Here is a 22,776-nt window from a genome sequence, read left to right as displayed (position 1 = left end):
GGGCTGACGCTGTGGAGGGCCCGTGTTGCGGCTGCCGCAATTCCGAAGACCGCCGAATTTAGCGATCCTCACTGCTGCCGGACTGTTTCTAGCGTTCCTCGCGTTCGGCGTCTCTTCCCATCCATCTTTTACAGTTCACGCCGCCGCTAGCTCCACGCCGCTCCTTCCCATCTCCATCGACTATCCCGAGGCCGGATCGATCTTCCCTCCGGGCATTCCCGCGCCTACATTCCTGTGGCGCGACGCTGCCGGAAAGTCATGGGTGATTGACGTGGTGTTCGAGGATGGCGCTTCGCCTCTGCATCTCGCCATACAGGCCGGGCACATGCAGATGGGCGAAATCGATCCCGACACCGTGAGCGAATCGAACGAGATGCCGAAGCTGACACCGCAGGAGGCGGCCACATTTACGTGGAAGCCTGATGCCGGGACCTGGACAAAGATCCAGGCGCACTCCATCGCAGGCCCCGCCACGTTCGCCATCACAGGTTATCGCGAGGGCAAGCCTTGGTCTGCGTCGCGCGTTGCGTTCACTACTTCGAAAGACGAAGTCGCCGCGCCTATCTTCTATCGCGATGTACCACTCATGCCTACGGCCAATACCAGCGGCCACGTCTCGCCGCTGGCCAGCGCCTCCGTTCCGCTGATCCACTGGCGGCTGCGCGACATTCGCAAGTCGGAAAGCCACACGGTGCTCAAAGACATGCCCACCTGCGCCAACTGCCATTCGTTCTCCGCGGACGGCAAAACGTTCGGCATGGATATCGACGGGCCTGCGAATGACAAGGGACTCTATGCGGTTGTGCCGGTGCAGAAACAGATGACGATCGACAGCAAAGACATGCTGCACTGGAAAAGCGACGGAGCGCTTGGCACGGCGCGCGTGGGTTTCATGTCCCAGCTCTCGCCGGACGGCAGGTATGTGCTGAGCACGTTCGCGGGACCCTCAGTCAAGTCGATGATCGACAGCTACTACGTCACCAATTTCCTGGACTATCGGTTCCTGCAGGTCTTCTATCCCACCAAAGGGATTCTTGAGTTTTACGACCGTAAGGATGGCCTGCGCCATCCGCTGCCCGGCGCAGACGATCCCAAATATGTGCAGACCGATGGCGTGTGGAGCCGCGACGGCAAGTGGATCGTGTTTGCCCGGGCGGCTGCACGCGAGCCGCGCACTCGCGGTCAGCGCCCTGCTCTGTACAGCATGGATGAGAATGAGACGCAGATTCAGTACGACCTCTATCGCATTCCCTTCAACGATGGCAGAGGCGGCACACCCGAGCGCATTGCAGGCGCCAGCGAGAACGGGATGAGCAACAACTTCCCCAAGATCTCGCCAGACGGCAAATGGATTGTCTTCGTGCAGTGCAGGAGCGGCCAGCTTATGCGCCCTGACAGCCAGCTCTACATTGTGCCGTTTGCCGGCGGCACTGCTCGCCGCATGCGCGCCAACACGCGCCTGATGAATTCGTGGCACAGCTTCAGCCCAAACGGCCGCTGGCTGGTGTTTTCGTCGAAAGCGCGCTCGCCCTACACCCAGATGTATCTCACTCACATTGATGCGAACGGCAACGACAGTCCGGCGATTCTGATCGACAACGCCACGGCCGCTAATCGCGCCGTCAACATTCCTGAATTCGTCAACATTGCCGGCGACGGAATTGAGGAGATCAAGGTAAAGGTTGCCGACGAGGCGACCCGTGTCGCCAACGCCAAAGAGAAGGGCATGCCGAAATCGAAGAGCAGTATAGCGAACGGGGAGTTCAAGCGGTGAGAGCCCTTCGCATTTGCGCCTTCATCGTGCTGCTTGGGTTGTGCGCTCCGCACCTGAGGGCGGAGTTTTGCGCTCCGCCGGATGCCATGAAGCAGCAGCTCTCGGGTACGCCGTCGGCCGAAGCGCTGAACGAACTGGGCGTGTGGTTTGCGCGGCAGAACAGCTTTGCGTGTGCGGCGCGGGCCTTTGCCACGTCGATTGAACGCGATTCGCAACAGAAAGATCTGCCGCGCGTGGTGTTCGAGTTCGGCGCCGCCCTCTACTACTCCGGCGACACCGCAACCACCGTCACGGCTCTTCAGCAGGCGGAGAGCCTCGGCTATCGCAATGTGAAGCTCAATGTGTTGCTGGCCAGCGCGCTCGATGCCCAGCACTCCACTGCCGGGGCGATTGAGGAGTGGCGCAAGGCGCTGGAGTTTGACCCCGAAGCCGCGCTCGAGTTGGACGCACTGTCCTCGGATCTGAATATGGCCTCCATGTATCAGGAGGCTGTAGACCTGCTGGAACAGCCGCGCGTGCGCCCCCATCGCACCGTCAACCAGTTCATGAATCTGGCCGCCGCTCTGGTTCAGCTCGGACGCTCTGAAGAGGCCACCACCGTGCTGGAAGACGGATGGAACACCTATCCTGCTTCCGCGGAGGTCGCCCGCCAACTCGCCACGTTGCTTACCTGTCTTCACCGCGATGCGCAAGCCGCCATGGTGCTTCGGCTGGCAGCCGAGGAGCAGGCGGGGATTGCCAATTGAACAGCCGCCTGCTCTCGGTCTTGAGAAAAGAGAACGGTCGGCAGACCCCTCCCGCTTTTCCGATGTAAGGTCTCCCGATCAGTTCACAGTAAGGACTTTGACCGAGTCGTGCGGTGCAGATTTGCTCACATACCCGATCGCCCCCGGAGTCCGCGAGACATAGTCCACCAGTGCCGCCTCCGTATCGAAGGTTCTGGGCATCGTCGCCTGACCTGAGAGCACGAGCCCTCGCCAGGACATGATAAAGGTGACAGGCGAACGTCCCACATAGTTGGTAAGGAATTCCGAGTGAGCCGGTCCTTCCTTGAGCAGGGCCGGCTTGACGCGCGCGCCGTGGACGCTGGTGGATGCGCCCGTGAAGACATCGCGCAATTCGGCCTTGGAGATGGAGCCAGCACTTACGGCCGGGTTGGCGACCACGATGACCTGGGCGTGCGTGCGGATGCAGAACCCAACGGCCAGGACCAGAGAGATTGAGGCATACAGAAGTTTTTTCATGGCTTTGTCTTTCCTCGTCATTTGCCTCAGAAGCTCACGCCGATTTTCATGGCGGTTAGCAGGTAATCAGGGTGCGGGCTGGGATTACGGAAGCTGTCAAGGGAGAGTGCGGTTCCCTTGACGAAGTGTTGATCCGCCTTGAGGTAGATGAACTGGTTGAAGTCGTAACGCATGGAAGCGGTCCAGTCCTTGGTGTAGCGGTCCGGTCCCAGCTCAGCCTGCTTTTCGAAGTAGTCGCTGCGGTAGGCGCCGAGCGAAAGCTTGTCATTCCACTTATAGGAAGCCATGACGAACCACCCGCGCGCGTCGGAGTTTTCCGGCGAAGACGGTTGGCCATCGAGGGAGAGCGTGGATGCGCTTGCCTGGCGATTCCATTCGGCGCCGGCCATCCACTTCTTGTGATCGAAGCGTCCGAACCAGGAGACATTGTTCCAGGGGGCGAAGTGTTGCGATCCGCCGTGCAACTCGACGCTGCCTGCATTCTCCTTCCCATCCGAGGCGCCAAGCATGAGGCCGGGCAGCGGAGTGCGCCAATGAAGGGCGCCGCCGATGGTGGTGAAGTTCAGCGGACTGGTGGGGCCGGTTCCGGCATTGTTCAGGTCGTCAAACTGGCCGTCGTCCGCGGGAACCACCTGTTCGCCGCCCCAGATGTAGTAATCGAACTTGCCGGCCTTTGTGCCAGGCTCGATGGCGCCGTAGGCGAGCCCGCCATAGTGTGAGAGGTCGGCATTGCGCGTGGTGATGTCATAGACACTCTGTGGAAGGAGAGTCCAGATGTAGGAGGGATCGATATCCTGGGTCTCATTCATCAGTCCCCAGGGCGTTTTCACTTTGCCAACACGCACGCCGAAGGAATCATTCACCTTGAAGTCGGCGGCTGCCCAGTCAAGTGTGATGCTGTTGCCCGACGCACCCAGCAACTGGTAACGCGCCTGGACGCCGATCGACAGACCCGACTTCGGTTGGGCGGTCATGTTTACCACCGCCTCGGTCCACGCCGGGCTGCCGTTGGTTGTCATGGCATAGAAGGTATTGTTGTAGTTCGTGTACAGGAATCCCTGGGTGGCATAGCCGTAAATCTGGATATTCAGGTCTTCAATGCTCTGCGCGGAACCGGGGCGAATCAAAGCGAATGCCAGCGTCGCGCCAGTCAGTAAGCGTCTCATGCTCTCTCCTTGAGGACGGGGCCTAGCCTTGCCGGCATGACGGTTCGATTGCATGAATTTGTAAGGCTGCGTTGACTGGATATTTCGCCGCGCCCGGTTCAACGAGTGACGAAACGCACACGGGTTTGGCGCGAAGCGCCGCATTGCGCCTCAAGCCTTCTAGAATTGCGATATATGGACACGAAACCAGAGATCAACGCCGTCGAAAATTCCATCCTTGACGGCAGCCGGTTTGTGCGCGCCTGTCTGCGCAAGCCAGTCGACCGCACGCCCGTATGGTTCCTGCGCCAGGCCGGCCGCTACATGCAGGAGTATCGCGACGTCCGCAAGCACCACACCTTGGTGGAAATCTGCAAGCAGCCCGACCTCGCGGCCGAAGTAACCATTACCGCCGCCGAGAAGCTGGGCGTGGACGCGGCCATCATCTTCGCCGACCTCCTGCTGCCGCTCGAGCCGATGGGCCTCGATTTCGAGTTCCTGGCCGGCGAGGGTCCCGTGGTGCATCACCCGGTTCGAACTGCCGAGGACGTGAAGGCGCTGCGTGTTGACCGCGCCGCAGACCTCGACTACGTTGCCAAGGCCATCAGCAAGGTCGCCGCTCACTTTAAGGATCGGCTTGGCATCATCGGCTTCTGCGGCGCCCCGTACACGCTGGCCAGCTACATGATCGAAGGCGGCGGCTCGCGCAATTACATCGAAACCAAGAAGCTGATGTACGGCAACACCAGCGCATGGCAATCACTGCTCGACAAGATCGTGGCCGTCCTCACCGAATACTGCCTGCAGCAGGTGCAGGCCGGGGCCGATGTCATCCAGATCTTCGATAGCTGGGTTGGCTCGCTCTCCCTCTCTGACTACCGCCAATATGCCTTTGAAGCCTCCAAGCGCCTGGTGCGCGCGGTGCAGGCCATGGGTGTGCCGGTAATCTATTTTGGCGTGGAGACCGCGGGGCTGCTGAACGATATGGCCGGCACCGGTGCGGACGTGATCGGCCTCGACTGGCACCAGCCGCTCGACGAAGGCTGGCGCTCCGTGGGTTACAACCATGCGGTGCAGGGCAACCTCGATCCCATCACCCTGTTTGCGCCGGTGGAGATCCTGGAGCAGCGCGTGAAAGAAGTGCTGCGCGCTGCCAACGGGCGCCCCGGCCATATCTTCAACCTCGGCCACGGCATCGTGCCCGGCACACCTGTCGAAAATGTTCAGGCCGTGGTAAAGATGGTGCGCGAATTCCGTCTGCAGGAAGCGAGCTTGTAGCCAGCAGGAAGAGTGCTTGTAGCCTGTCGCTCGTAGGCCGTAGCCTGTAGCTTCTTACCGGCTACGCGCTACCCAGGCACCGGAACCCCTGACTTCTGATCCCCGACCAACCCGATTCCAAAGGATTTCGCCGATGTCGAAACAAGCGGTGCTTTTGCTGGCCCATGGAACGCCGGAAACCGTGGAGCAGATTCCCGAGTATCTCCGCAATGTGGTGAGCGGGCGCCCGCTTCCTCAGCATGTCGTCGAAGAGATCCAGCACCGCTATGGACTGATCGGACGCAGTCCGCTCACTGAACTCACCATGGAGCAGGCACGGCTCACGGAAGCGGAGCTTGCCTCAAGCGGCAACGCCGTCCCCGTCTACGTGGGCATGCGCAACTGGCGGCCCTACATTCCCGACGTGGTGAAGCAGATGCGTGCTGACGGAATTGCAGAAGCAGCCGTCATCTGTCTCGCTCCGCAGAACTCGCGCACCAGCGTGGGCCTCTATCGCCGCGCCGTGCAGGCGGAGGCGGGACCTCTCGCTATCGACTTCACTGACTCCTGGCCGCGCCACCCGCTTCTCATTCAGGCCTTTGCAGAGCGGCTCCGGCCGGCACTGACGAGGCTCACCGCGGAAACCGGCCGTCCCGTACCCGTGCTCTTTACCGCGCACAGCGTCCCCACGCGAACCGTGCAGCCGCCGGCGCCGGGCGAAGGCGGCCCGAAGCTCTGGCCGGGCGAGGGCGCCGATCCCTACGCCGACGAAGCTCGTCATACGGCAGAACTGGTCGCAGCGGCTGTTCCTGAAATCGCGGAATGGCATTTCGCGTTCCAGAGCCAGGGCGCCAGCGGCGGACCGTGGATTGGCCCCACTGTGGAGGAGACCATCGACAAGCTCGCCGAAGCCGGCCATAACGCCATGATGCTTCAGCCCATCGGCTTCCTCTGCGATCACGTCGAGATCCTCTACGACGTGGACATTGCCTTCAAGGGCTACGCCCGGGCAAAGGGAATTCGCCTGGAGCGTCCAGAATCCCTCAACGGCTCCGTCACCCTCTGCCGCGCCATCGCCGATCTGGCTAGCGAGGGGCTGGGCCGCCTCGCCGTCCGCGGCTGACTTGGGCCTTGGCGGCGACCCCCTCCAAGGCCGGCAAGCAAGCATTCCACTCCGCTGCCCGTGCGACATTAAACCGTTCTGCGTGCTAGACTGACCCTTCCCCCGGGGTCATCCAGTTGCCTTTTTACAGGGGACCGATGGGCTCATCTTCTAGTTTTCTTGGTGTCAACGACTCGGCTGTGGACGAACAGGACCTTCAAAGCACTTCTTTTCGGCAAAGCGGTTCCGCTCTGACTTGCCCCACGTGCGGCAAGCAGATGCTGAAGCGTACCTCGCGCAAGGGGTTCATGCAGCGGGTTGTGTTTGTCCGCTTTGGCTACTATCCGTGGAAATGCGGTTCCTGCAGAAGCGTGCGGCTGCTGAAGAATCGCGGGATGCGGACCCGCCGTAAGTCCGAAGATTGAAATGCGGCGCTGAAGCTTCGGCTGGTTCTCTACCATCCGGTTCTCTATAATCCGAAGGAATCCCTATCTTCTGACGGAGCCAGCCTTGTCTCAGATCCAGTCTGTTGTTGTTCGCGCCGCCGCGGCCGCGTGTGCCTTCGCCGTGTTGCATCCTGTTGCCCAGTCCCAGCCCAAAGCGCCAGCCCCGTTGCCGGTGGTGTATGTCAAAGCCGGGCACCTCTTCGATGCCACCAGCGACAACCTCCGCGACAACGTGGTTTTGGTGATCGAAGGCGAGCGCATCAGCAAGGTGGCCCCCGCCGGCGAAGTGAAGATTCCTGCGGACGCCAAAGTGGTCGATCTTTCCAAAAGCTACGTCCTTCCGGGCCTCATCGACTGCCACACCCATCTCGAAGCGCGCTCCGACAAGTACGACCCCATCAATGAAGTCAAGCAAACTCCCTTCATGGGCGGCTTCAACGGAGTGGTGAACGCCGCGCACACACTGCAGGCCGGTTTCACCAGCGTGCGCGATGTAGGCTCCAGTCCATTCTTCGCGGTCGATCTGCGCCGCTACATCGACGAAGGCTTTATTCCCGGGCCGCGCGTTGTGGCCTCGGGCCCGGCGCTCTCCATCACCGGCGGCCACGGCGATATGAACGGCTTTGCGCCTTCCGTGTCCAACATGATGTACCCCGCGGAAAAAGACTTCGCCATCGTCGACGGCCCTGACGAAATCCGTCACGCCATTCGCGCGCAGGTGAAGTACGGCGTAGACGTGATCAAGATTCTCGCCACCGGCGGCGTACTCTCCCAGGGCGACAAGCCCGGCGCCGAGCAGTTCACTTACGAGGAGATGAAGGTAGCCGTCGAAACCGCTCACGCCGCCGGCCGCAAAGTGGCTGCGCATGCCCACGGCACCCAGGGCATCAAGGACGCGGTCCGCGCTGGCGTCGACTCCATCGAGCACGGCAGCCTAGTGGACGCCGAGGGCATACAGCTTATGAAGCAGCACGGCACCTATCTGGTGGCGGACATCTACAACGACGACTACATTCTCGGCAAAGCCGTCGAGTTCGGGCTGCCGCAGGAGAACGTCGACAAGGAACGCATGGTGGGCCGCTTGCAGCGCGAGAACTTCCAGAAAGCTGTCGAAGCCGGCGTGAAGATTGCGTTCGGCACGGACGCCGGTGTTTATCCGCATGGCGACAACGCCAAGCAGTTCCATTACATGGTCAAGTTCGGCATGACGCCTGCCGGCGCGATCCGCGCGGCGACGCAATCCGCTGCCGACCTCATCGACCGCTCCAAAGACGTGGGCACGCTCGAGCCCGGCAAGTACGCTGACCTGATTGCCGTCACCGCCAACCCGCTCGCCAAGGTGGAGACCCTGGAGCATGTGAGCTTCGTGATGAAGGGCGGCAAGGTGTACAAGGACGAGGCCGGCGCCGCGAAATAGCTATCGACGCGGGTATCCCAGGTCTCGATTCTGAGACCTGGGGCTTGCGAAGCTTGCTCCGCTCCATTGGCTGCCATCGCCGCATGTGGTATACGTTTCCTCATGTCTCGCGCAAGGCTGTTCCGCGTTTTCTATTTTCTGGCTATTTTTTCCTTCCTGATCGGACTGCTGTCGGTTACGGCGCAATCGGCCAAGGTGGCTCCCACTCCGCCGATGGGCTGGAATAGCTGGGACGCATACGGCCTCACCATCGATGAGGCCCAGTTCCGCGACAACGTGAAGGTCCTCGCGGGCATGAAGCAGTACGGCTGGCAGTATGCCGTCGTCGACGAAGGCTGGTACATGCGCGACCCCTTCGCCGCGACCACCGCGGAGCAGAAGTATTTGTATGACCCGCACGGCCTGCTGCTGCCTGTTGAGGCGCGCTTTCCGTCGTCTGCCGGTAACGCCGGTTTCAAGCCGCTGTCCGACTGGGTTCATTCGCTCGGCCTCAAGTTCGGCATCCACATCGTGCGCGGAATTCCCAAAGAAGTGGTGGAGCAGAATCTGCCCATCGCCGGCTCCAGTTTCCATGCAGCTGATGCGGCGGACCGCGACGCGACCTGCCCGTGGAACGACGCCAATTACGGCGTGTCCGACAACGCTGCCGGCCAGGCTTATTACGACTCCATGCTGAAGCGCTACGCGGACTGGGGCGTCGATTACATCAAGGTGGACTGCATCAGCGACCATCCCTATCGCCCCACCGAGATCCGCCAGGTCGCGGAGGCGATCCGCAAGACAGGCCGCCCCATGGTGCTGAGCCTCTCGCCTGGCCCGACCAGCTTGTCGCATGCCGAGGAGGTCGCGAAGTACTCGCAGATGTGGCGCATCACCGACGACCACTGGGATGTGTGGATGGAGCAGAACAAAGGGAAGGGAAGCGAGTTCCCCTTCGGCCTGAAAGAGGAGTTCGACCGCATCGCCCAATGGAACAAGTACGTCAAGCCGGGCTCGTGGCCCGATCCCGACATGTTGCCCGAAGGCTCGCTGACCCCGCATCCCGGATTGGGCGATGCGCGGCAGTCGCGCTATACGCAGGACGAGGAGCGCACCGAGTTTACGTTGTGGGCAATCAGCCGCAGCCCTCTGATCTTTGGTGGCAATCTGACGAAGCTGGATGACTTCACGCGCGGGCTGATGACGAACAGGGAAGTGACGGATCTAAATCAAAAAGCCGCCGTGAGCGGCCCGGCCCTGATGCCGAAGAACGATGAAGCGCCTCTGGATTGGAGAGCGTGGTACGCGCACAAGGACGGGAAGACCTATGCGGCGGTGTTCAACCTTGCCGATGAGCCAAAGACTCTGGACGTGCCGTGGTTGAGCTTCCACCTTGCCGACAAGCTGCATGCCGCCTTCGATGTGTGGAGCGCCAAACCGATTCCGTCCGCGAAGATGCTGCACGTCGAGCTCCCGCCCCACGGCAGCGCGTTGTTCCGCGTGGAGTGATTAGGCACGTTAGTTTGCTGCGTGTCCTTCTCTCGGCTCCGGCCTAATTCCTGATCAGGTTCTTTGCCAGGAAAAACACATTGGCCGGACGCTCGGCGAGCCGCCGCATGAAGTAGGGATACCACTCGCTGCCGAACGGAACGTAGACGCGCATCCCGTGCCCTTCGCGAACCAACTCGCGCTGCAGGTCGCGGCGGACTCCGTAGAGCATCTGGAACTCATAATGATCTCTGGCGATGCCGCGCTCGCGTACGTGCGCCTTGGCGGCGGCGATCATCTTTTCATCGTGCGTGGCCAGGCCGTGGTAGACAGCGCTGTCGAGAAGAATCTTGCTCAGCTTCACGTAGTTCGCGTCCACATCCGCTTTGCGCGGGAACGCCACCTCGGGTGGTTCTTTGTAGGCGCCTTTGCACAGTCGTACGCGAATGCCGTCAGCCAGGAGCTGCTGGATGTCGGCTTCAGATCGATAGAGGTAAGACTGAATCACGATGCCGATAGCGCCGCGCAGGCCCGGCTGCGCGTGAATGCGGCGCACAATGTCGAGCGTGACCTGGGTGAGGGATGAGTCCTCCATGTCGATGCGCACGAAGTTGCCCAGCGCCGCCGCGTGTTTTGCCAGCTCAAGAGCGATGTTCTCGGCGAGCCCGTGATTGACTTCAAGCCCCATCTGCGTGAGCTTTACGCTGACATTGGCATTCAGCTTGCCGGCGGCGATGACGTCGAGCAGGCTGTGATAGACATCCGCGGCGCGGTGAGCCGCGGCGTCGTCACCGACGCTCTCGCCCAGAGCGTCCAGGGTGACAGCCATTCCCTGCCCGTTGACCGACTGGCAGGCGCGGACGGCGTCTTCGATGGTCATGCCGGCGACAAAGCGGGAACTCAGCTTGCCTCCCATGCGGGAGCGCTCCATGAAGCTGCGGAGTGTGCGGTTTTTAGAGAGTGCGATGAAACCGGAACGCAGAAGGGCCATGTTTGACTCTGCCGCCGGAGGTCACGGGGAGCGCACTCCCGGCGGAAAGATGATTGTCGCACATTGCAGTGGAGTTAGTGATGGGGTACCGGGGACGCCGAGCGAACCAGCAGTAAGGGATTCCGGCACCGAGCCGCCCGCTTGGTCAGCCACATTTCATTTCTCTGTAATGATCGCGGAACAGCTTGCCGGAACCGGCCTCGCATCTCCTGTGGAAGAGGGGTTTCATGTCCACAAACCGTCCGTTTGTCGCTGCTTCCAATCCCGATTTCTCAGAGATGGATAACGCTTCGATCTCAGGCCGCCACTGGAAGCTCATGTTCATCTCCGGGATGGGCTTCTTCACAGACGCGTATGACCTGTTCATCATCGGCGTCGTGATGACCCTGCTGAAGCCCATGTGGCACGTCAAGCCGCTGGAGGAGAGCCTGGTGGAGTCCACCGCGCTGCTGGCCGCCGCCCTGGGCGCTCTGCTGTTCGGTCGCGTCGCCGACATGCTTGGACGCAAGCGCATCTACGGGTTCGAAGTGCTGGTGCTCGCGGCGGGCGCAATCGCCTGCGCGTTTGCTCCCAATATCATTTGGCTGATCGGGCTGCGGTTCATCCTGGGCATCGGCATCGGCGGCGACTATCCGGTCAGCGCTACCATCATGAGCGAGTACTCCGGCAAGGCGCACCGCGGGATGATGGTGACCCTGGTTTTCGCCATGCAGGCAGCGGGGCTGATTGTGGGCCCCCTGTTTGCCGCGGCGTTGCTTTCCACTTCGCTCTCGCACGACATCGTCTGGCGCATCCTCATTGGCTTTGGCGCCGTGCCCGCCATGGCGGTTTTCTGGCAGCGCCGCAAGCTCAAAGAGACGCCCCGTTTCCTGCGCGCCAATGGATTTCAGGAGGATGAAGCCGGCAAGATCGTGCGCATCGACCAGGGGCAGACGCCAAGCCAGTCGATATCGTTCTGGGACGGTTTCCACCGGCTGGTCAATGATGAGAAGCTGCTGCTGCGGCTAGTCGGTGCGAGCGCAGCGTGGTTTCTGATGGACGCGGCGTACTACGGCAACACTGTGTCAAGCCCGCTGATCTTGTCGGCCCTGCAGGACCATCACACGCTGCTGCAGAAGACGCTCACCCAGCTTGGGATCTTCGCGGTGTTTGCGGTGCCCGGCTATGCTGTGGCCGCGCTCACGATGGATCGGCTTGGCCGCAAGACCATCCAGTGCCTCGGGTTTGCCATGATGACTGTGACCTTCGGACTGCTGGCGCTGATACCCGGGATCGAGAAGATGAGCATCCCGTTTGTGCTGATCTATGGCATCAGCTTCTTCTTTACCGAGTTCGGGCCCAACGCCACAACGTTTGTGTATCCGTCGGAGATCTTCCCGGTGCGCGTGCGCACGACGGCGCATGGCGTAGCAGCGGCACTCGGTAAAGTGGGCGGGTTCTTCGGAGTGTTCCTCTTTCCCTACCTGATGCACTGGCGCGGGCTGCCGGCGGCCGAGGCCGCGGCGGCCATCACCAGCGTCGTGGGACTGGTGGTGACGATGTGCATGCTGCCGGAGACCAAGGGAAAGAGCCTGGAGGAGCTCTCGGCGGAGCCGTCGACGCCGATGGAGCGGGCGGCGTAGGTGCAGGACCAAGGATCAGGGAGCAAGGATCAGGGATCAGGGATTGGAGACCGGGCGCCAGGCATTAGGCATCAACCGAAAGTACTCCGTATGGGTTGGAATCCCTGATGCCTCGTCCCTGTTCCCCGGTCCCTGCTTTACTCCACCGGTCGCGCCTTGCCGTTCTTGAGGCTCTCGTCGATGATGGACTTCACTTTCTTGTCGGCCTCCTGGGCGATGCGGCCCTGCTGTTCGCCCAGTTTGCCCTGCTGCTCTCCGAGCTTGCCCTGCAACTCGCCGAGTTCTCCCTGCCTTGAGCCCAGTTCGCCCTGTCGTTCGCCGATACTGCCCTGCAGTTCACCCAGCCGGCCTTGAAGCTCTGCCAGCCTTTCCTGCATATCGGCCACTTTGTCCTCTGTCAGCGTCTGACCCTTGGCGGCCTTCAATGCGGCTGTGGCCTTCTCCACCGCGGCAATCTGCGCGGCCATGTCGGGAGTGGGCATGCTGGCCTTTTCCATTTGCGCGCCCAGAGCTTCCTGTTTCTTCCCGAGTTCTTCCTGCTGGCGGCCCAGTTCTTCCTGCTGCTTCCCGAGCGCCTCCATCGGCGCATACATCTGCTTGATCCCCGCGACAAGCTGCGGGTCATCGACAACATACGATTTGCCGCCGCGCGTGAACCACAGGAAGTCGCCATGCGCCATGCTGCGCGCCTTCTTGATCTCCGCCGTTTGGCCTTGGTGCCAGTCGTCCGAATACGTCACCTCGTCCTTGCCGCTGATGACCGCATACGTTTCGCCATGGTCGTCGTACGCATAGTGGCTCTGCGAGTGCCAGGTGGAGTGGTAGCGTGGCGTGCCAGAGGATGCTTCTTGCGCCTCAGGCGGAACAGGAGCCGCCGCAGATTGTGCAGGAGCGGCACTTGGAGCCGCCTGAGCGATGGGTGGAGCGGCAGGGTTACCGGCGAGGCCATCGGCCGCTACCGCAGCGGCTGGTTCGGGTGCGCCTGGTGTCGGGGACAGCGCCGGGGCCGCGGGCGGCGCAGGCGGTGCAGCCTGAGCAGCCTCAACGCGAACCAGCGTTGCCGCCACCAGCGCGAAGGGAACCAGCACCACGGCGGCGGCAATGCGCGCACGCCCGCCGGCGAATGCCTGCGTGAAGCTGCTCTCGTTCAGCAGCCGTTCGATGCGAGAGATGACATTCCCATGATTTGCCATGGCGACTCCTGTGGAGATGGGGCGCGGCAGTGCCGCGAATTCAAGCAGAACCTGTGCGTAAATGGCGTGACTCGCGGCCCGATTTACGGCCGCCCGGTCGCTGATGGTTTCGCTCAGCTCTGACAGTTTTTGTTTGAGAAGCCAGCCCAGCGGGCTGACCCAGAACAGGGCGCTATAGAGCGCGGCGCACAACTGCAGATAAAAATCACCCTGGCGCACGTGTGACGCCTCATGCGCGAGCACGATATGCAGCTTCTCTTCGTCCCACTCGGCGAAGCCGGCGGGCAACACGATGCCGGATCCTACGGTGACCGGAGAAGCGACGCCGTCACTCACGCGTACATGAAGTTCTCGCGGAATATTGGGATGGATCACCGGCTCGGCCCTGATCCAGAGCCGGATGGCAGCCGCGATGCCCAGGCCGAGCCGTGCCAGGAGTGCGGCGCAAACCAGGCCGTAGAGCAGGAGCAGGATGTCCGCAAGCTGCAGGGACAGAGCGGGGTTTTCACGGGGCGCGGCATTGTGCGCCCTTATCGTGCCCGAGGAGATCGCGGGCGCGGGGAATCGGCTCAAGGAGGCGCTATCGGCCGCTTCCGGGACGGCCGAGTGCGGCACCGTGGCGAGTGCTGCGGAATCTGCGGAAGCCGGCCAGGAGTGGTTGAGCTGCGAGGGGGCCTGAACCGAAGCCGGTTCTGACTTGGCCAGCCACGACGCGCGCGGAAGGGGAATGGTTGCGCCCTTCGGAAGGCCGGGAATGTGTGCGGCCCACGGCGCCAACGCCGGCATGAGCAGCGCCGCTGCCAGCACCAGCGTCCACGCGGCCTTTTGCGCCACCACGTTGTGCGTGCGCGACAACATCAGTCCAGCGCCCACCACACCCGCCAGCAGCAGCGACCGTGCCGCGGAATCTACGATCAACCCGGGGAAGGAAGAGGACAGGATCATTTTGCCTCCCTGGAGCCAGCCCTTTTAACGGAATGCTGTTTCGACGTCGATTCCTTCTGCGCGGCAGCGATGCGGTCAGCAAGGCGTTGCAGCTCGTCGCGATCCAGAACCTTGGAGTCAACCATGCCGACCAGCAGCGCCTCCACGGAACCGTCGCAGAACCAGTCCACGATGCGCTTGACGGCCCGTCCGGCGACCCGCTGCCGCGACTCGGCCGGGCGGTAGATGAATGTGCGATTTTCCGTCTCGTGGCTGAGATAACCCTTTTCCTCGAGCCGGCGCAGAACGGTGCGAATGGTGGGATCCTTCAGCGGCCGGTCAAGCTCTTCACGCACCTGCTCGGCGGTGACCTTGCCCAGACGCCACACAATGGTCAGAATGTCGCGCTCAAGTTCGCCGAGCTCCACAGGATCATGAACGGATGCATTGTTACTCGCCATAACGTTACAGACGGTAACATATAGGTAAAGGTGAGCGCAAGAGCGAATTTTCCGGGCGTCAGGCTGCCGGGCGGCCCAGTTCTTCAGCAGCAGGTTCTGTAACCGGATCTTGCCCGGCGAGCGACCGGATCTCGGCGAGCGCCTCGGTGAGTCGCGTCCACATGCGGGCATCATCGCTGCCGCTGATCTTTTTCGCCGCCTCGGCGGAGTCGTCGGGGTAACTCCAGATTCCGATCACGATGCGCACTTTCGGGTAGCGCGCTCTTACGTTGCGATAGATGCGATGAGCGCGCGCCAGCCCGAACGGCGGCAGCGCGCAGAGCAGCACCATATCCGGCTTCTCTGCGTTGATCTCAGCCAGAATCTCGTCGATGCGGCGCGCCGGGATGGAACAGGCGTACACGTTGGCGCTTCCGAGCATCTGCTCCGCCATCATCGCTGCCAGTTCATCGGTTTCGTCGCGCACGGGCACACACATCACCTTGAGGGCCGGACTGGCGTTTGGCGTTAGCGGCTCGTGGTCCTGGGCGGCTTCTCCGCGGTTTTCGCGGAAGCCAAGCTCCTCAATGAATTCGCGGGAACGGTGCCGGATGTAGCGAATGGCGGACTCGTCCAGATCGCTGTCCTGGCGATCCTCCTCCGACTTGACCAGCGCAGGAATCAAAACCGAGTCGTAGACCTCCTCGAGCGGACGGTCTCGCACCGCGCTTTCAAGCACCTCGGCAGCCTCGCGGGCATCACGCGCCAGCAGACGCTGATAGAAGCAAGTCCACTGCGGGATGGCTGGCTTGTCGCCCAACATAACCGTGAGAAACTCCATGGCCGGTACGTGCCTGCCGATAACCACCAGGCACACAGTAAGCGGAACCGAGAGCACCAGGCCGATGGGGCCCCAGAGCAGCGTCCAGAAGGCCGCCGCCACAAGGATCGCTATGGAAGAGAGCCCCGTATGCTTGCCGTAGATGTGTGGCTCGACATAATTGCCAGTAACGATTTCGAGGAGCAGGAACGTGCCGACGATGATAAGTGACTTTTGCCAGCCGTGGAAGATAGCGAGCGACAGCACGGTGGGCACGGCGGCGGCGCCCATCCAGCCGATATAGGGAACAAACCGAAGTATCCCGGCAAGCGTACCGAACAGCAGTGAATGCGGCAGCCCCAGGGCGTAGAGAACCGCCGTCACTATGGTGCCGTAGATGGCGTTGACGAGCAGCTGCAGGGAGAAGTAGCGGCTGATGCGGGCGCTGGCGTCGCGCATGGCCTGGGTGATGGTGCTGACATTGCGTTCGCCGGTGAGGCGGATGACGCGGTTGCGCAGATCCTCGCGCTGCAGCAGCACAAAGAAGGTAAAGACGACGCTGAGCAGGGCCGTGGCGAGCGGCTCAAGGGCGCCTCCCAGTTCGTCGAGCCTGGCGGGGGGCCGCGAGACTTCTTTTACCTGAAGAGGATGCTCGGGCGAGGTGCCCAGCGGCTTGCCGTCGCTCTGCGAGTTGATGTGAGGAGAGGGGGTATTCGCGATCCCCAACTCGTCTCCCAGGCGTTCCACTTCCTGCATGGCGCGACTATACGCAGAGTTGCCGGGAGTGTGAAAGGCGTCCATTTTCTGGGCGATGTTGCCGCGGTACGTAGGCAGGTCGTTGGCGATGGCGACAAGCTGGCTGAAAAAGATCCAACCGGCGCAACTGAGCAGCGCGGCGAAGGCGAGGATCACGACGACGGCGGCCAGCGTGCGTGGAAGACGGAGTCGCTCCAGCCGCGCCACCAGCGGGGCCAGTAAAAATGCAAACAGGACCGCGAAGGCCAGAGGCAGGAATAAGACCTTGGCGAGATAAAGCACTGCGATGCTCACCACCAAGGCGATGAGCAGCCACAGCCTCGACAGGATGCGGGTGCCGGCGGTTCCGTTCATCGTTGAGCTCCGCGCGCCGCGCGCCGTTTGCTTGCCGCGGACTGCTGCCGCCGCGGAGAACCGGGCTGTGCAGGATTCCGGGATTGTTCCGCATGCCGCACGACGCTTGCTACCTCTGGGGTGAGCCTCATGGGAGGTTTAGATGCGGGCGCCCCGGTTGGCACGGGTATTCAGGCGGAAGGATTTGGCAGGCTGCCTGCTGGGGTAACCTGATGCAGGGGTGGTAGATGAGTTCAGGGATGCACCGGCGGCTTGGCTTTGCTCTGGTGGCGTGCTTCCTGACCGTGTCAGCGGGCGCGCAGCATCCGCGGCTCAGTCCCGCGCTTCCCCTGGAACACGCGGAGAACGGCGCCAATTCAGCCGTCGCGCAGAAAGCGCATTATGTGGTGCTGGTGTCGCTCGACGGGTTCCGCTGGGACTATGCGAGCAGGGATGGGGCGAGGCATCTGCTGGCACTGGGGAAAGCGGGAGCCTGGACCCCTGAAGGCATGTTGCCGAGCTATCCCTCGCTGACCTTTCCCAATCACTACACAATTGTGACGGGGCTCTATCCCGAACATCATGGGCTGGTCGCCAACAGCTTTTATGACGACGCGAAGAAGGCCCGCTACGGCATGAGCGACGCGGGCGCGGTGACGGATGGGTCCTGGTATGCCGGAACCCCGATATGGAGCCTGGCAGAAAGCGCCGGGATGCGCACAGCGGTCCTGTTCTGGCCGGGTTCGGAGGCAGAGATCGCCGGGCATCGGCCCACATGGTATGCCAGGTTCGATCAGAAGACGGAGGGTACGGAAGCTGTGCAGCAGGCACGGATCGACGATGCCCTCGCCCTCCTGAAGCTGCCCGAAGAACAGCGGCCGCACTTCATTGCCATGTACTTTTCTGAGCCGGATCACGAGGGGCATCAGTTTGGTCCGGATGCGCCGGAGACCAGGGCTGCGGTGCTGAAGATGGATGCCATCATCGGCAAACTCAAGGTGGCGCTGGACAAGACGAAGCTGCCGGTGGACCTGGTGGTGGTGAGCGACCATGGCATGGTCAAGGTGGAGGGCGGCTGGGTAAACCTGGACGAGTTCGCCGATCTGAGCGGCTTCGAAACAGTGGGGCCGCTGCTCTATGCCAGGACGGAGGAGGATCGCGCCAGGGCGTATAACGCGCTGAAGCATGCCTCGAGTCAGTTCTTTGTGTATCGGCGCAAGGATGTGCCGGCAGGGCTGCACTACAGCGAAAATCAACGGGAGGGAGATCCGGTGATCGTCGCCAGCGGCCCGTATGCAATTCGCGCCAGAAAGCCCGGGGAAGGGAAGCCAGACCAGCCGCCGCAGCCCGGGGCGCACGGGTTCGACCCGCGCACCGTGCCGCAGATGAAGGCGAGTTTTTTCGCGGCAGGGCCCGATATTGTCCCAGGTGTAAACCTAAAGCCCTTTGAGAACGTAAATCTGTATGTATGGATGGCGCACATGCTGGGGCTGAACGCGCCCAAGAGCGATGGAAATCTCAACATTCTGGCGCGAACTCTGCGTGACAACGGTGGGGAGATCCCGGAGCCGGCAGCGGCCGAAGGGCCGGCAGCGCCGATAGCGGCAAAGGAATCACCGGGGACGAACCCGCGGTAAGGGAGTCAATTAGGGATGAGCGTAGTCCTGGGGATTGATGGGGGAGGAACGCGCACGCGCGCCTCGATTGTGGAAGGCGAGCGGGTGTTGGCGTTTGCCGAGAATGGCTCGATTAAGCGGCTGCGCGTGGGTGCCAAGGCCGCGGAGCAAAACCTGCGGGAGCTGCTGGGCGAGGTGTTTCAGCAGGCCGGGGTGAAGGGTGTGGAGGCGGCGTCGGCGGGCGTGGCCAGCGCAACCATGCCGGGGGTTCCAGAGTGGATCACGGCGGTTTTCGCGGACTTTGGCGTGGAACGCTCGGAAGTGGTGGGCGATGAGGTCATCGCGCTCGATGCGGCGTTCAAGGGCGGCCCGGGAATTCTGCAGATTGCGGGGACAGGAACCAACTGCATCGGACGGGCGCCGGACGGTGGACGCGAGTGCGCGGGCGGATGGAGCTCGCGGCTGGGCGATGAGGGCTCGGGCTACTGGATCGGGCTGCACGGGGTGCGGCGGGCGCTCAATGCATACGATCGCGAGGAGCCTACGCGGGTTCTGGACGTGGTTGGGCAGATCTGGGGGACGAAGGGCATCGACGAGCTGGTGAACCTGGGCGATTCGACGCCGGGGCCGGACTTCTCCCAGCTCGCGCCGGCAATTTCCCGGCTGGCGGAAGAGGGCGACGCCGTGGCGCTGGGAGTGCTGGAGCAGGCGGCCAAAGATCTGGCAGGGTTTGTGCTGTTGGTGCGCGAAAAGCTGGGGCGCAAGCACGGGCGGACGGCAGAGGTTCCCGTGGCCTGGATCGGCAGCGTGCTGGGCAAGTCGCGGCTGGTGCGGGAGGGGTTCTTCGCGCGGCTGAAGGCCGCGGCGCCGGAGATGCCGGTGCTGGATCGCGAGGTAGTCGCCATCGAGGGCGCGGTGTGGCGGGCGCAGCGGATGGCGGAAAGCCCGGCCCCCGTGAGTGCAATTCGGTCTGCGGGGTGAGCGCGAGCTCAAACTCGGCCCGCCCCTCACCCGTGATCGTCATCACTGATCTAAAACCGGAATCTGTCACAATAGAACCGCCGCCCTCAAGGTTGCCGGCAGGGTTCGCAGAAGTCTGACTCGCTGCAAATAGAAAAGGCATTCAGCTCGAAGTTAACTGAAGAATTACCTAGTGCAGTTTTTTGGGGTTTGGTCGGGAATTTCAGGTATATAGCTGATTCAAAATACGATAGTATGATTGTCGATGTGACTTATATCACATTCCAAGCTCCAGATTACCCCCAACGCACCCGCAGAATCGGCGCAATGCCGCCCGGAAACTGAATCAACATGTTTGCCATGTAGTAAACACACCCCCCCTTCCCGGCCGCCGTGAGGGTCCTCCTGGTCGCCGGTTGCCGCCGCCGGCGCGAAGTAGAATCAGAGGCATCCCTTCGCTACTGAGGAACGCCTCCTTCAGGTGCGAGTCACTTTAACTGTTTGATTGATTGCCCGGTACGGCCGTGTAGCTGTATCTTGCAGGTCAGGTATCCCAAAGGCATGCGGCCCTCTAATCCCCCGGAGCAGGACGCGTCGGCGCGTACGCGCCAGCATCGTGCCGAGTTTGCTCAGATATTGATCGAGAATCACTTCGCGATCAGCCCGGACGCAATATTCATCGCGGATAACAAGGGGCTGATCCGCGAGGCGAACCCGCGCGCGCTTGAGATGTTTGGCTATGAACGCGGGGAGCTTGTGGGGATGGCGATTGAGGCGCTGGTGCCGGAGCGTTTCAGGGAGCGGCACCCGAGCCACCGCGACAATTTCAACGCGCATCCGCGGACACGGCAGATGGGCGCGGGGCTGAACCTGTTTGCCCGGCGCAAGGATGGGACCGAATTCCCGGTGGACATCATGCTGCGGCCGATTGGGACGGCGACCGGCCCGGTGGTGCTGAGCTTTGTGCGCGATGTGACTGAACAAAGGGCAGCGCAGGAGGAATTGCGGCGATACGACCAGCATCTGCGCTCAATTATCGAGAGCGTGCGCGACTATGCAATCTACATGCTCGATCGTGAAGGGTACATCGCGACCTGGAACGCGGGCGGAGACCGCATCCACGGTTACACCGCGGATGAAATTCTGGGCAAGCATTTCTCGCGTTTCTTTACGCAGGCGGACCTGGAGCGCGGGCACCCGGAAATGATGATGACGCAAGCGGCGGAGCGCGGGCGTTTTGAGGAAGAGGGCTGGCGCGTACGCGGGGACGGATCGCGTTTCTGGGCGCACAGCGTGTTGACGGCGATTCACGGGGCCACTGGCGAGGTCACGGGGTTCGCCAAGGTGACGGGAGACCGCACAGACCGGAAGCGTGCCGAAGAATCCGTGATGCTGCAGCTCAGTTCGGCGCTGCTGGAAAACATGGATGTGCGGAAGCTGCTGGAGGCGTTTTCGGCCAGCATTCGCGAGGTGATTCCGCACGATGCGGCGACGCTGGGATTGTATGACGCGGCATCCGACACCATACATGTTCAGTTCCTGGGCGCGGACACGCAGACGCATCGCAGCGAAATCCGGATTCCGGCGGTCGCGTCGCCGGCTGGCGAGGCGTTCAAAGCCCGCGAGCCGGTGATTCTGAGTGACATCAAGGACGGCAGATTTCCGAATGCCGGTATTCAGCACTTGCTGGACCTGGGGATGCAATCGGCGTGCTTTGTGCCGTTGATTCACCGCGGCGAGTCGATCGGCGCGATGGCGGTGTCAAGCAGGCGCGAGAACGCGTTCGGCACCAAGGAGGCGGACATTCTGGAGGAGTTCGCCGACAGGATGGCGATGGCCGTGAACAACGCGGTCGCGTTCAAGCAGATTACGGAGATCCGGGACCGCTTGAACCAGGAGAAGCAGTATCTCGAGGACGAAATCAATCTCGAGAACCGCTTCGAGGATATCGTTGGCGAGAGTACGGGCTTGAAGCAGGTGCTGCGGGAGATTGAAACAGTGGCTCCGACGGATGCGACGGTGCTGATCCAGGGGGAAACCGGCACGGGCAAGGAGCTGCTGGCGCGCGCCATTCACCGGCTGAGCCATCGGGCGGAGCGGACTTTCATCAAGCTGAATTGCGCGGCAATTCCGGCGGGATTGCTGGAGAGCGAGCTCTTCGGGCACGAGAAGGGCGCATTTACCGGGGCCATTGCGCGCAAGATGGGCCGGCTTGAACTGGCGCACGAGGGCACGCTATTTCTGGACGAGGTGGGCGAGATGCCGCTCGATCTGCAACCCAAGCTGTTGCGCGCGCTGCAGGAGCGGGAGATCGAGCGGATTGGCGGAACAAGGCCGATTGCGGTGAACGTGCGGCTGATTGCGGCCACCAATCGCGACCTGGCGAAGATGGTTCAGGAAAAAACGTTCCGGGCGGACCTGTTCTACCGGCTGAAGGTGTTTCCGATCTTTGCACCGCCACTCAGGGAGAGGCGGAGCGATATCCCGATGCTGGTGCGGCATTTTGTGGCCACGCATAGCCGGCGCATGGGCAAGATGATCGAGACGATTCCTGATGCCACCATGGATGCGCTGGTGAATTGGGGATGGCCGGGGAATATTCGCGAGCTTGAAAACATGCTCGAGCGGGCCGTGATCCTGACGCGCGGAGCGGTGCTGTATGTTCCGCTGGCGGAGCTTGAGACGCCGCTGGACGAGAATGAGGATGATGGCGAAGAGTCGGGCGAGCCAGCCACGCTGCACGCCGCGGAACGCGAACATATATTAAAGGTGCTGCGCGAGTGCAAAGGACTGATTGGCGGCGCCGAGGGCGCGGCCGCGCGACTGGGCCTGAAGAGGACCACGCTCAACTCGAAGCTGAAGAAGCTGCGGATCGAGCGGAAGGAATACATGTAAAGGCAGCGGCGGAGTTACAGAGGCAGACGAACGGTTCCGGCCCTTCTCTAAACCGTTAGCGTGACCGTCGCCTCCCACATCCAGTCAAGTGCAATTACTGAGATGATCGCCGCATTCGCCTGAATAGCGTTTTCCGCTCCCTCTGTCCCTCTTTCCCTCTTTCCCTCTTTCCCTCTGTCCCTCTGTCCCTCTTTCCCTCTTTCCCTCTGTCCCTCTGTCCCTCTTTCCCTCTGTCCCTCTTTCCCTCTGTCCCTTTTTCCCTCTGTCCCTTTCTCCCTCTGTCCCTTTCTCCCTCTTTCCCTTTGTCCCTCTTTCCCTCTTTCCCTTTGTCCCTCTTTCCCCGCATCTCACGTGACCGCGCTCACAGCCATCCC

The 22,776-nt window shown here is 62.0% G+C and carries 17 protein-coding genes; 10 read left to right on the top strand and 7 right to left on the bottom strand.

The annotated features are described in order from the left end of the window. Window positions 1–22: 22 nt before the first annotated feature. Complete coding sequence (locus VGL22_RS18690; RefSeq protein ID WP_465268468.1) at window positions 23–1,774, top strand: hypothetical protein; 1,752 nt, start codon at window positions 23–25, stop codon at window positions 1,772–1,774. Continuing rightward, window positions 1,771–2,520 carry a tetratricopeptide repeat protein gene (locus VGL22_RS18685; protein ID WP_465268467.1) on the top strand — a complete coding sequence of 250 codons (750 nt, stop codon included), beginning with the start codon at window positions 1,771–1,773 and terminating at the stop codon, window positions 2,518–2,520. The genes VGL22_RS18690 and VGL22_RS18685 overlap by 4 nt, the downstream gene beginning before the upstream one ends. A gap of 78 nt (window positions 2,521–2,598) precedes the next feature. Here the strand turns inward: VGL22_RS18685 and VGL22_RS18680 are convergent, their stop codons facing one another. After that, window positions 2,599–3,018 carry a type 2 periplasmic-binding domain-containing protein gene (locus tag VGL22_RS18680; RefSeq protein ID WP_465268466.1) on the bottom strand — a complete coding sequence of 140 codons (420 nt, stop codon included), beginning with the start codon at window positions 3,016–3,018 and terminating at the stop codon, window positions 2,599–2,601. 26 nt (window positions 3,019–3,044) lie between these two features. Continuing rightward, entirely contained in the window at window positions 3,045–4,184 is a 1,140-nt protein-coding gene (locus tag VGL22_RS18675; protein WP_465268465.1) for a hypothetical protein, read from the bottom strand. A gap of 174 nt (window positions 4,185–4,358) precedes the next feature. Between VGL22_RS18675 and hemE the strand changes: the two genes are divergently transcribed. From hemE to VGL22_RS18655, 4 genes are all read left to right on the top strand, one after another. Further along, window positions 4,359–5,441: a uroporphyrinogen decarboxylase gene (hemE, locus tag VGL22_RS18670; protein WP_465268464.1), complete on the top strand. Its 1,083-nt coding sequence runs from the start codon at window positions 4,359–4,361 to the stop codon at window positions 5,439–5,441. A 133-nt stretch (window positions 5,442–5,574) separates the two neighbouring features. Continuing rightward, the gene (gene hemH, locus VGL22_RS18665; RefSeq protein ID WP_465268463.1) at window positions 5,575–6,543 is read left to right on the top strand and encodes a ferrochelatase; all 969 of its coding nucleotides are present in this window, start codon (window positions 5,575–5,577) and stop codon (window positions 6,541–6,543) included. 489 nt (window positions 6,544–7,032) lie between these two features. Beyond that, the gene (locus VGL22_RS18660) at window positions 7,033–8,385 is read left to right on the top strand and encodes a Xaa-Pro dipeptidase (protein WP_465268462.1); all 1,353 of its coding nucleotides are present in this window, start codon (window positions 7,033–7,035) and stop codon (window positions 8,383–8,385) included. Between the two features lie 102 nt (window positions 8,386–8,487). Continuing rightward, a complete protein-coding gene (locus VGL22_RS18655) occupies window positions 8,488–9,873 on the top strand; it encodes a glycoside hydrolase family 27 protein (RefSeq protein WP_465268461.1) in 1,386 nt (461 codons plus the stop codon). Between the two features lie 43 nt (window positions 9,874–9,916). Here VGL22_RS18655 and VGL22_RS18650 read toward each other — a convergent pair whose 3' ends face one another. Then, window positions 9,917–10,843, bottom strand: coding sequence for a proline dehydrogenase family protein (locus tag VGL22_RS18650; protein WP_465268460.1), 927 nt, complete (start codon window positions 10,841–10,843; stop codon window positions 9,917–9,919). Window positions 10,844–11,070: 227 nt separating this feature from the next. Between VGL22_RS18650 and VGL22_RS18645 the strand changes: the two genes are divergently transcribed. Then, window positions 11,071–12,465, top strand: coding sequence for an MFS transporter (locus VGL22_RS18645; protein WP_465268459.1), 1,395 nt, complete (start codon window positions 11,071–11,073; stop codon window positions 12,463–12,465). 137 nt (window positions 12,466–12,602) lie between these two features. Here VGL22_RS18645 and VGL22_RS18640 read toward each other — a convergent pair whose 3' ends face one another. From VGL22_RS18640 to VGL22_RS18630, 3 genes are all read right to left on the bottom strand, one after another. Next, the gene (locus tag VGL22_RS18640) at window positions 12,603–14,603 is read right to left on the bottom strand and encodes a M56 family metallopeptidase (protein WP_465268458.1); all 2,001 of its coding nucleotides are present in this window, start codon (window positions 14,601–14,603) and stop codon (window positions 12,603–12,605) included. After that, a complete protein-coding gene (locus VGL22_RS18635) occupies window positions 14,600–15,010 on the bottom strand; it encodes a BlaI/MecI/CopY family transcriptional regulator (RefSeq protein WP_465268457.1) in 411 nt (136 codons plus the stop codon). The genes VGL22_RS18640 and VGL22_RS18635 overlap by 4 nt, the downstream gene beginning before the upstream one ends. 91 nt (window positions 15,011–15,101) lie before the next feature. Further along, the gene (locus VGL22_RS18630; protein ID WP_465268456.1) at window positions 15,102–16,952 is read right to left on the bottom strand and encodes an AI-2E family transporter; all 1,851 of its coding nucleotides are present in this window, start codon (window positions 16,950–16,952) and stop codon (window positions 15,102–15,104) included. A gap of 239 nt (window positions 16,953–17,191) precedes the next feature. Here VGL22_RS18630 and VGL22_RS18625 point away from each other — a divergent pair, with 239 nt between their 5' ends. The 3 genes from VGL22_RS18625 (at window position 17,192) to VGL22_RS18615 (ending at window position 22,402) form a co-directional block, all read left to right on the top strand. Continuing rightward, window positions 17,192–18,568 carry an alkaline phosphatase family protein gene (locus tag VGL22_RS18625; RefSeq protein WP_465268455.1) on the top strand — a complete coding sequence of 459 codons (1,377 nt, stop codon included), beginning with the start codon at window positions 17,192–17,194 and terminating at the stop codon, window positions 18,566–18,568. 15 nt (window positions 18,569–18,583) lie between these two features. Then, window positions 18,584–19,528, top strand: a complete 945-nt coding sequence (locus VGL22_RS18620) for an N-acetylglucosamine kinase (protein ID WP_465268454.1) — start codon at window positions 18,584–18,586, stop codon at window positions 19,526–19,528. A gap of 540 nt (window positions 19,529–20,068) precedes the next feature. Continuing rightward, window positions 20,069–22,402 (top strand): sigma 54-interacting transcriptional regulator, encoded by a 2,334-nt coding sequence (locus VGL22_RS18615; RefSeq protein WP_465268453.1) that lies wholly within the window; start codon window positions 20,069–20,071, stop codon window positions 22,400–22,402. 84 nt (window positions 22,403–22,486) lie between these two features. Here the strand turns inward: VGL22_RS18615 and VGL22_RS18610 are convergent. Beyond that, the coding region (locus VGL22_RS18610) for a hypothetical protein (protein WP_465268452.1) at window positions 22,487–22,776 on the bottom strand (290 nt) is incomplete at its 5' end.

This window comes from Occallatibacter sp., assembly GCF_036502485.1.
Lineage (GTDB): Bacteria > Acidobacteriota > Terriglobia > Terriglobales > Acidobacteriaceae > Telmatobacter.
The sequence above is the reverse complement of the archived record's forward strand: the minus strand, read 5'-3'. Positions and strand labels throughout refer to the sequence as shown.